Here is a 9,100-nt window from a genome sequence, read left to right as displayed (position 1 = left end):
TGAGGGTGATCGGGGTGACGATCATCGGTAGCCCCGCGCCGTCGATGTCGAAGGTGAGTAGGTAGGTGCAGTCCTTGGCGAGGTCGAGTATGGCGCCACCGCGGGCGTTGGCCAGGGTGATTGCGGCGATCAACGCGTCGGCGTCACACGGGACCGGAATCCCCTTCGGCTTGTGCTCCGAACCCTTGCGCTTGTCGTCCCGCTTGCCCTTGTCGTGCTGCTTTCCCGGCTCGCCATGCTTGGCCTTGTCGTCGTACTTGGCCTTGTCGTCGTGCTTGCCCGCTTCCTGCGTACCGCGGTCACCGCCGCGGTCATCGGCGGCGGTCAGCGGACGCCCGAGCGCGCCCACGGCCGGGCCGGCGGCGACACCAACGGTGCCCAGGGCCAGACCGGTCACCCCGGCCAACCCCACCGCCCACCACCGTGACCTCGCCCAACCCCTGCCGGGTCGAGCTGACCCCTGGGTGTGGTCCTGGTACCTCATCGTGAAATCGATGTCCTTCCCCCGCGAACGACAAGGAACCCGCCACCCGCAGCCACGGGGTGGTTCCTCGGCTACCGGACGGCGGTAGCAGCCACCCGCAACCTAAACCGACATGGACCCCATAGCTACATGAACCCGAAAAACATGACTGAAACGGTCACACGTTCGTTGGTGATGGCCCCGGGGTGGAGGGTCAGTGTCGTGCTGTCTGCTGCGCCAGGGGCAGAATCCCGAGCCAGCAAGGGGTGGTGGGCGGCCTTCCGGTCCTGGCGGTCAGCCCAACCCTGCCCAGCCGTAGAACGGCGCCGTGCGTAACTCGAGTTGTGTGCCGTGCCGTCCCACCGCTCAATTCTTTTGTTTTGCTCTTTTTGGCCCTTGCCGAACACCGTGGGCTGTGAACGACTAGACCGCGGCCGATGATTCAGGGAATACTGTGGAAGGCGGGACGGCGGAAATGGTACGAGTACCTCGAGTTTTGTTGGTCAACGCCGTTCTCGCGGCGATCGTGTGGCTGATCTGGGCGAAAGTGTGGGGGTGGGGCTACTTTACCCGACTTGACGAGCACTGGCCGGTGGCGCTAACCATGGTGTTCGGATCACTGGTTGGCGGTGGTACCAGCGAGGGTGGTGGTGCGATCGCCTTTCCGGTGATGACAAAAGTGCTGACCGTGCCGCCGGATCAGGCACGAATCTTCACCTTCGCCATCCAGTCGATCGGCATGACTGCGGCTTCACTGTCAATCCTGCTGTGCCGGGTGCCAATAGAGCGACGGGTGGTGCTGTACGGCTCGACCGCGGGAATGCTCGGCGTGGTACTCAGCGTGACCATGATCGCTCCACACGTGCCGCTGAAGCTGGTGCGGGTGTTGTTTACGATGCTGCTCGTTGCGCTCGCGGTAGCGCTACTCGTGCAACTGCGTCAGCGCGGCTATCGGCGAAATTTCGTGGTGCCGATGTGGACTACACGGGAGCGCAATCTGGTCCTGGGTGCCGGCTTCGCCGGCGGACTGCTCAGCGGCGTGGCCGGGGTGGGTGAGAACTGCGTCATGTTCTTGCTGCTCGTGTTGCTCTTTCGGGTTTCGGAGAAGGTGGCAACACCGACCACGGTGGTCATGATGACGCTGGTGTCGATCGCGGCGTTTCTGACGCATGTGTTCGTCGTCCGCGATTTCACCGGGTTTGTGGTTGACTACTGGATCACCGCGGCACCGGTGGTGGCCGTGGGCGCCCCGCTGGGGGCCTGGATCTGCACCCGCCTGACGCCCCTGACGATCCGCGGGGTGCTGTTCGTGTTGATCTTCGCGGAGTTGGTCAGCACCCTCCTGCTGGTGCCGTTCACTCCCACCCTGGCGGTTGGCAGCGTCGCCGTGCTCGTGGTGTTCACGATCGTTTGCCTGGTCCTGATCCGTCAGGATACGTACGCCCGGCCCTGGCCGTCCCGATTCGGGGGTGACACCCGGACGGACCTGGACGCTGGGGCCGCGGAGCGGCCGGCTGGACCCAATGCCCGTACCCGGGAGGACCTGCAGGATGTCGGCTAGGCATCCGGCCGGCGCTCCGTGCCCCGCTCCAGGGAGCGAGGCACGGAACCTTCCGGGTGCGAGGCACGGAACCTCCCGGGCGCCTACTCGCAGAGGGCTCCGTCCACGGCCGCCTCGACCTGACCGGCGGCGCTCTCGGTGGGGGGCGGCGCGGTGACGGTGAGGGTGACGGCGCGGCCGTCCTCGGTGACGCCACCGCGGGTCGTGAAGCCGGGGACGTCCCCGCCGTGGCCCCAGGCGCGGCCGCCGCAGGGCAGGTCCCAGCTCATCAGGCCGAGGCCGTAGTCGCGGCCCGGAAAGGCGGGAACGGTGGTGCGCATCTGGTCGAGTTCCGCGGGCCGGAGCAGGTCGCCGTCGAGCAGGGCGGTGAAGAAGCGGTTGGTGTCGCTGGGGCTGGAGATCATCGCGCCGGCCGCCCAGCCCCAGGACGGGTCCATCTTCGTGACGTCCTGCAGCGGCTTGTCCGGGTCGTCGGTGTAGTAGCCGTGTGGGTGTCGACCACGGATGCCCTGTTCGCCGACGTTCGGGAAGTAGGTGTCGCGCAGCTTGAGGGGGACGATGATCCGGTTGGTGATCTCCTCGGCCACCGGTCGGCCGGTGACCTTCTGGATGAGCAGCCCGGCGACGAGGTAGTTGGTGTTGCTGTACTCCCACTTCGTGCCGGGTGCGAAGCTCGCCTTGTTCGCGAGGGCCAGGTCGAGCAGGTCACGCGGCTCGAAATAGGTGTGCCGGAGAAGGAAGAAGTCCGGGGCGATGTCGTCCACATAGCGGGGGAGGCCGCTGGTGTGCTGCAGCACCTGCCGTACGGTGATCTGCCGCCCATCGATGCCGTCACCGCGGACCAGGTCAGGCAGGTACGTCTCGATCGGCTCGTCCAGGTCGACCTTTCCCTCGCCGACGAGTTGCAGGACCACGGTGGCGACGAAGGTCTTGGTGTTGCTGCCGATGCGCACCCGCCCGTCAACCGGTGGCTTCCGCTTGGTGCCGAGTTCGGCCACCCCGGCGGTGTGGTTACGGGCACGACCGTCGGAGGTGCGGACGGCGGCGAGGGCAGCCGGGAACTTCTCCTCCCGGACGAGGCGGTCGAGGTCGGCCTGCACGCCGTCGCGGTGCCGGACAGCATCGGCGCTCGCCGCGGGGGCGGACCCACTGAGGGCAAGACCGCCGACGAGGGCGAACGACGTCACGGCGGCCAGCGCGCGTCGCCGGGTCGAGAACACCGGCGGGCGGCGGTGTGGGCGGTTCCGATCGGACATGGGAACAACTCCTCATTGCCCTCGAATTGAGGGCGGGCTCGTTGGGAGGAACCCAGTTTCGACGGAACGAGTGTCGAGATCGATGCTGCTACCTGGCCGGTTCTGGTGGTGCTAGCCGGACCACGGTGCGCGGCTCGTGCCGTACCGGGAAGGACACCGAGGCGGCGATGAAGCACCGGTCGTTCGCCTCGGCATGCAGCGCGGTCGCCCGCTCCACCATGTCGGCGTGGGTGACTGTCACCTGCGGGCGGAGCAGGACGTCGGTGAAGCGGGCGGCACCGGTGTCGGCCTCGCTCATCGTGCCGTGGGCGGCGTCGTGGTAGTCGACGACCACGATGTCGTTGACCGCGCACAGGTGTAGGTACCACAGCAGATGGCACTGGCTGAGCGAGGCGACGAGGAGTAACTCGGGGTTCCACTGTCGCGGGTCGCCGCGAAATGCCGGGTCGGCGGAGCCGGCGAGGAGGGGGCGGCCGGGGCTCACCGTGTCGTACGACCTGTCGTACGAGCGGTAGTCCGCCGTGCCGTGCCCACGGTCGCCGGTCCAGGTGGTGGAGACCTCGTAGGTGTGGTTCCGGGTCACGGACGAATTGTCGCAGCCGACTCCTGGGCGTGGAACGGCCACGATGGATTCGTCGGGTACCGGGACAGTTCACCGCCGAGTCGGCGAGCGGGGGAGGGCCCGTTCCTACCGGTTGACGGCGGGAACGGGCCCCTCTGGAATCCGCTGATCGCTATCCGGCGCAGCCGGGGACGTCGACGCAGTTGTTGGGTCGGTTTTTGATCACGATGGTGCCGGTGCCGGTGCCGGTGCCGGTGTTCAGGTTTACCGTGCCGTTGTTGTTGTAGATGCCTCCGCCGTCGGTGGTGGCGATGTTCTCGACCACCTTGGTGGTGAAGAGGCTGATCGTGCCTTCGTTGTAGATGCCGCCGCCCTGGTCGGCCTGGTTGCCGATCACCTTGGTGTGTCGCAGCACCGTCTGCCCCGCGTTGAAGATTCCTCCGCCGGAAGTCGAGGTCACATTGTTATTGATCACGCTGTCCTCGACGGTCGCGAAGCTCTCCCCCTCTCCGGGGCCGGAGACGAACAAGCCGCCGTCCAGGCACGATGCGGTGTTGTCAGCGAGACTGACATGCCGCATCGTCAGCTGGCTCCCGACGCCGGCTCGGATACCACCGCTGCTGCCGCTGCTGGTGTTTCCGGTGATTCGGGTGCCGGTGACCGTTCCGATGGAGGTGGACAGGAACATCCCTGCCCCGTTGGCTCCCTGATTGCCGGAGATGCTGCCGCCCTTGACGGTGACGGTGCTGCTGGTCGAGAAGATGCCGCCACCGTTGTCGCCACTGGTGTTGTTGTCGATGTGGGACTTGACGATCTCCAGCAGACCAGCGCTGTAGATGCCGCCACCATGAAAGCCGGCGGTGTTTCGAACGACTGCGGAGTGGTTGATCCGAGTGGTGCCGAGGTTGGCGATGCCACCGCCGGAGTTGCCGCCACTGGCGATGTTGCGGGTGATGGTGCTGTGGTTGGTGGTCAACGCCCCACCGGCGTTGACGAAGATCCCGCCGCCGTCATCGTCGCTGGTCTGTCCGCCGGTGACGGTCAGCTTGTTGAGGGTGAGGTCGCCGCCGACGTCAACGGTGAAGATCCGGAACTGGCCGACGGCTGCGGCGGCCCGTTCGATGGTGGTGTGTTTGCCGCCGTTGAGGGTGATCGGGGTGGTGATGGCGGGCAGGCCGCTGTCGAAGATGTCGGCGGTGAGCAGGTAAGTGCAGTCCTTGGCCAGGTCGAGTACGGCGCCACCGCGGGCGTTGGCCAGGGTGATCTGCGCGATCAACGCGTCGGCGTCACACGGGACCGGGATACCGGTCGGCTTCTTCTCCGAACCCCTGCCCTTCTCGTCGTGCCTGCCCTTGTCGCCGTCCCTGGCCTTGTCGTCGTGCTTGCCGCGGTCGTAGCCGTGATCATCGGCGGCGGTCAGGGTGCGCCCGACCGCGTCCGTTGCCGGACTGGCGGCGACGCCGCCGACGGTGCTCAGGGCCAGACCGGTCATCCCGGCCAGCCCCACCGCCCACCACCGCAACCGCGACCTTGCCCGACCCCTGCCGGACCGATCCGGCCCCTGGGTGTGGTCCTGGTCAATCATCGTGAACTCGATGTCCTTCCCTCCCCCGTGAGCGACAAGGACCCCACACCGCAGCCGCGGGGAGGGCTCCTCGGCTACCAAGCGGCGGTAGCAACCACCTGTCACCCAAACCGACATAACTCCCGAACGAACATGAATCTGAAGATAAGTCCCCAAAGGTATTCGCTGCCCCTGGAGAGACCGCTTCGCTGTCTCCTTCGGGTCAGCGCAGAATGAATGCCGGTGCGATCCTTGCCGAGCGGGTCGAGTTGACCCGGGTGGGGAGAGCCACTGTGTCGACGCACGAGGTGTTCAACCAGGTGCCGCCCCTGGTCGACTACGACATGTCCGACGACCCGGCACTCCACTCCGGGCTGGCCCGGGAGGGAGCCGGCTGGGCCAGCGCCGAGCTGCGCGAACTCGGCCGGCTCGGCGGCGCGGAGGCGGCGGTCGAGCACGGCCGGTTGGCCAACGAGCACCCGCCCGTACTGCGCAGCTACGACCGCTACGGGCACCGGGTGGACGAAGTGGAGTTCCACCCGTCCTGGCACGAGCTGATGCGGACCGCGGTGACCTACGGCCTGCACGGCGCGCCGTGGGCCGACGACCGGCCCGGATCGCACGTCGCCCGGGCCGCGAAGTTCTACACCTGGCGGCCGGACGCCGGCCACGGCTGCCCGATCTCGATGACCTACGCGGCGGTGCCGGCGCTGCGGCACGCCCCGGAGTTGGCCGCCCGGTACGAGCCGCTGCTGACCGCCACCGCGTACGACCCGGGGTTGCGTCCGGCGCTCGGCAAGCACGGCCTGCTGGCGGGCATGTCGATGACCGAGAAGCAGGGCGGTTCGGACGTACGCGCCAACGCCACCCTCGCCCGGCCAGCGGCGGACGGCAGCTACCGGCTGGTCGGGCACAAGTGGTTCACCTCCGCACCGATGTGCGATCTCTTCCTGACTCTCGGTCAGGCGCCGGGTGGGCTGACCTGTTTCCTGGTGCCGCGGGTGTTGCCCGACGGCACGCGCAACCCGCTGCGGTTGATGCGGCTCAAGGAGAAGCTGGGCAACCGGTCGAACGCCTCGGCGGAGATCGAGTACGAGCACGCGGTGGCGTGGCGGGTCGGCGACGAGGGGCGCGGCGTCCGCACCATCATCGACATGGTCAACCTGACCCGGCTCGACTGCCTGATCGGCGCCGCCGCCGGGATGCGCCAGGGGGTGGTCACCGCGGTCCACCACGCCCGCCACCGACGGGCCTTCGGGCGCCCGCTGGTCGACCAGCCGTTGATGCGCAACGTCCTCGCCGACCTGGCGGTGGAGTCGGAGGCCGCGACCGTCCTGATGCTGCGGCTCGCCGGTGCGACGGACCGCTCCGCCCGGGGTGACGCCGACGAGGCCGCGTTCCGGCGCCTCGGCGTCGCGGTCGGCAAGTACTGGGTCTGCAAGCGGTGGCCGGGCCACGCCGCCGAGGCCCTGGAGTGCCTGGGTGGCAACGGGTACGTGGAGGAGTCCGGCATGCCTCGGCTGTTCCGGGAGTCGCCGCTGAACTCGATCTGGGAGGGCTCCGGCAACGTGGCCGCCCTGGACGTGCTGCGGGCGCTGACCCGCCAGCCGCGGGTGCTGGCCGCCTTCGAGGCCGAGGTGGACGTCGCCGCCGGTGCGGATGCCCGGCTCGACGCCGCGGTCCGGCGGCTGCGGGCGAGCCTGGCCGACCCGACCGACGCCCAGTTGCGGGCGCGGCACCTGGTGGAGCGGCTCGCCCTCGTCCTGCAGGGGTCACTGCTGGTGCGACACGGCCACCCGGTGGTCGCCGAGGCGTTCTGTGCGTCCCGGCTGGGCGGTGCGCACGGCTACGCGTACGGCACGCTCCCCGCCGGGATCGACCTCACCGCGATCATTGACCGCGCCACCCCGCAGGTGGGCTGACCCGCCGCGGGCGGCTCAGGCGTAGAGGCGGCGGGCGTACTCCGGGCCGTAGTAGCTCTGTAGGTCGGCCAGGCTCTCCGTGCGCGCCTCGACCTCCTTGGCCAGGCGGGCGCGCGACGGCAGCACCTCGGGCGTCCAGGTCTGCGGGCTCCACAACTGCGACCGGAGGAACGCCTTCGCGCAGTGGTAGAAGATCTCCTCGATCGTTACCACCAGCGCCAGGGCCGGGCGGTGGCCCCTGACCGTCATCGAGTCGAAGAAGGGTGCCTCCCGCACCAGCCGGGCCCGGCCGTTGATCCGCAACGTGTCGGTGCGCCCGGGAATCAGGAAGATCAGCCCGACGTGTGGATTGTCCAGGATGTTGTGAAAGCCGTCGGCCCGTCGGTTGCCGGGTCGCTCCGGGATGGCGATGGTGGTGTCGTCGATCGGCAGGGCGAAGCCGGGCGGGTCCCCCTTCGGCGAGACATCGCAGGTGCCGTCCGCGCCGGCCGTGGCCACCAGACAGAACGGGGAGGCGGCCAGCCACTGCCGGTCCCGCTCGTGCAGGTGCGTGCGCTCCTTCGTGGCGGCCTGAGCCGTCGGTACGCCCAGTAACTCCCGCAACTCCTCGTGAGTGGTGATATCTACCGTCACGTGCCCCTCCCTCATCCGTTGACCATGGCGGCGGTGCGTCATCGACAGCCTAGATGGCATCGACCGGGGTGAGGTTTGCCGAACAGTGGAGGCCCGGGTATGGAGAGCCGACTCAAAGTGCTGGGTCATCCCCTCCACCCGATGCTGGTGATGTTCCCGGTCGCCCTGCTCGCCACCGCCGTGCTCTTCGACGTGGTCGACATCGTGGGCGGGCCCGACTTCCTCGGTGAGGTCGCCTACTGGAACCTCACCGTCGGCCTGGTCGGTGCGCTGCTGGCCGCGGCGGCCGGGACGGTCGACCTGCTCGCCATCCCGACCGGCACCCGGGCCAAGCGGGTGGCGCTCACCCATGCCGCCGCGAACGTGGCGTTGATCCTGCTCTTCGCCGCGGTCTGGGCGGTCCGGCTCAACGCCGACTCCCGGGCCGCCGGCGGCGCGCTCATCGCGATCGAGATCGTCGCCCTGGCCATCCTCGGGGTCAGCGCGTGGCTCGGCGGAGAGCTGGTTGACCGGCTCGGCGTCGGTGTCGACCGGGACGCCGACCTGGACGCGCCCAGTTCCCTGCGGCCCTCGACAGCCCCCAGTGAATAGGAGAAGTGTGATGACTGAACCCGGCGGCGGGATCGGCCAGGGCAGGCGCGGCCGACAGCAGGGGTGGGACCCGATGGGCGAGTGGCAAACGCTCCGCGCAGAGCTGGGGCGGCTGATGGGGGGTCGGTCCGACTCGACGGACCTCCAGCTGGACGAGACCGAGGACGGCTGGGAGGTGATCGTCCGGCTGCCCGGGGTGGCACCCGACGAGGTGGCCGTCGAGCTGGACGAGCGGGAGCTCTGCGTCCGGGCCCGGTCGGAGGCCGAGGTCAACGCCGACTACGGGATCCTCGACGGCTCCGAGGACCGGGCGTTCGTGTACCGGGTGGAGCTGCCGTCCCGGGTGGACCCGGAGGCCATCGACGCGGTGATGGATCACGGTCTGCTCCGGATTCGGCTGCCCCGGACCGTCCGACCCGAGCCCCGCACCATCACCGTCGGGCACAGCGGTGTTCGCGGCGCCGACGGTGGCAGCCAGTTCCCGGTCGACCCCGCCGCCAACCGGGAACTGCACCACCCGCCCGTCGAGTCCGACCGGCCGTAGCCCG

At 68.8% G+C, this 9,100-nt stretch carries 8 protein-coding genes and 1 pseudogene; 4 read left to right on the top strand and 5 right to left on the bottom strand.

Annotated features, from left to right (window positions below):
• Positions 1 to 412 (bottom strand): annotated as a pseudogene (locus H0524_RS24440) (right-handed parallel beta-helix repeat-containing protein); the annotation flags it as partial.
• A gap of 526 nt (positions 413 to 938) precedes the next feature.
• Here H0524_RS24440 and H0524_RS04795 point away from each other — a divergent pair.
• The gene (locus tag H0524_RS04795; protein ID WP_180197528.1) at positions 939 to 2,024 is read left to right on the top strand and encodes a sulfite exporter TauE/SafE family protein; all 1,086 of its coding nucleotides are present in this window, start codon (positions 939 to 941) and stop codon (positions 2,022 to 2,024) included.
• 83 nt (positions 2,025 to 2,107) lie between these two features.
• On the opposite strand, the gene H0524_RS04790 is transcribed toward H0524_RS04795, so the two are convergent.
• The 3 genes from H0524_RS04790 to H0524_RS04780 form a co-directional block, all read right to left on the bottom strand.
• Entirely contained in the window at positions 2,108 to 3,280 is a 1,173-nt protein-coding gene (locus tag H0524_RS04790) for a serine hydrolase (protein ID WP_180197527.1), read from the bottom strand.
• A gap of 88 nt (positions 3,281 to 3,368) precedes the next feature.
• The gene (locus tag H0524_RS04785; protein ID WP_180197526.1) at positions 3,369 to 3,863 is read right to left on the bottom strand and encodes an OsmC family protein; all 495 of its coding nucleotides are present in this window, start codon (positions 3,861 to 3,863) and stop codon (positions 3,369 to 3,371) included.
• 151 nt (positions 3,864 to 4,014) lie between these two features.
• Entirely contained in the window at positions 4,015 to 5,349 is a 1,335-nt protein-coding gene (locus tag H0524_RS04780; RefSeq protein WP_180197618.1) for a right-handed parallel beta-helix repeat-containing protein, read from the bottom strand.
• A 350-nt stretch (positions 5,350 to 5,699) separates the two neighbouring features.
• On the opposite strand from H0524_RS04780, the gene H0524_RS04775 reads away from it, so the two are divergent.
• Positions 5,700 to 7,328 carry an isovaleryl-CoA dehydrogenase gene (locus tag H0524_RS04775; RefSeq protein WP_180197525.1) on the top strand — a complete coding sequence of 543 codons (1,629 nt, stop codon included), beginning with the start codon at positions 5,700 to 5,702 and terminating at the stop codon, positions 7,326 to 7,328.
• Positions 7,329 to 7,343: 15 nt separating this feature from the next.
• On the opposite strand, the gene H0524_RS04770 is transcribed toward H0524_RS04775, so the two are convergent.
• Complete coding sequence (locus H0524_RS04770) at positions 7,344 to 7,961, bottom strand: pyridoxamine 5'-phosphate oxidase family protein (RefSeq protein WP_180197524.1); 618 nt, start codon at positions 7,959 to 7,961, stop codon at positions 7,344 to 7,346.
• 99 nt (positions 7,962 to 8,060) lie between these two features.
• On the opposite strand from H0524_RS04770, the gene H0524_RS04765 reads away from it, so the two are divergent.
• The gene (locus tag H0524_RS04765) at positions 8,061 to 8,552 is read left to right on the top strand and encodes a DUF2231 domain-containing protein (protein ID WP_180197523.1); all 492 of its coding nucleotides are present in this window, start codon (positions 8,061 to 8,063) and stop codon (positions 8,550 to 8,552) included.
• A 10-nt stretch (positions 8,553 to 8,562) separates the two neighbouring features.
• The gene (locus H0524_RS04760; protein WP_180197522.1) at positions 8,563 to 9,096 is read left to right on the top strand and encodes an Hsp20/alpha crystallin family protein; all 534 of its coding nucleotides are present in this window, start codon (positions 8,563 to 8,565) and stop codon (positions 9,094 to 9,096) included.
• Positions 9,097 to 9,100 lie beyond the last annotated feature (4 nt).

It is taken from the genome of Salinispora sp. H7-4, assembly GCF_013416675.1.
Taxonomy (GTDB): Bacteria; Actinomycetota; Actinomycetes; order Mycobacteriales; family Micromonosporaceae; genus Micromonospora; species Micromonospora vitiensis.
Note: the sequence above shows the minus strand (reverse complement) of the source record. Positions and strands in the feature narration are given on the sequence as shown.

What these genes read in the sequence shown, in the direction of transcription:
- H0524_RS04795 (WP_180197528.1), top strand. Translation starts at nt 939, where the DNA reads ATGGTACGAGTACCTCGAGTTTTGTTGGTCAACGCCGTTCTCGCGGCG.
- H0524_RS04790 (WP_180197527.1), bottom strand. Translation starts at nt 3,280, where the DNA reads ATGTCCGATCGGAACCGCCCACACCGCCGCCCGCCGGTGTTCTCGACC.
- H0524_RS04765 (WP_180197523.1), top strand. Translation starts at nt 8,061, where the DNA reads ATGGAGAGCCGACTCAAAGTGCTGGGTCATCCCCTCCACCCGATGCTG.
- H0524_RS04760 (WP_180197522.1), top strand. Translation starts at nt 8,563, where the DNA reads ATGACTGAACCCGGCGGCGGGATCGGCCAGGGCAGGCGCGGCCGACAG.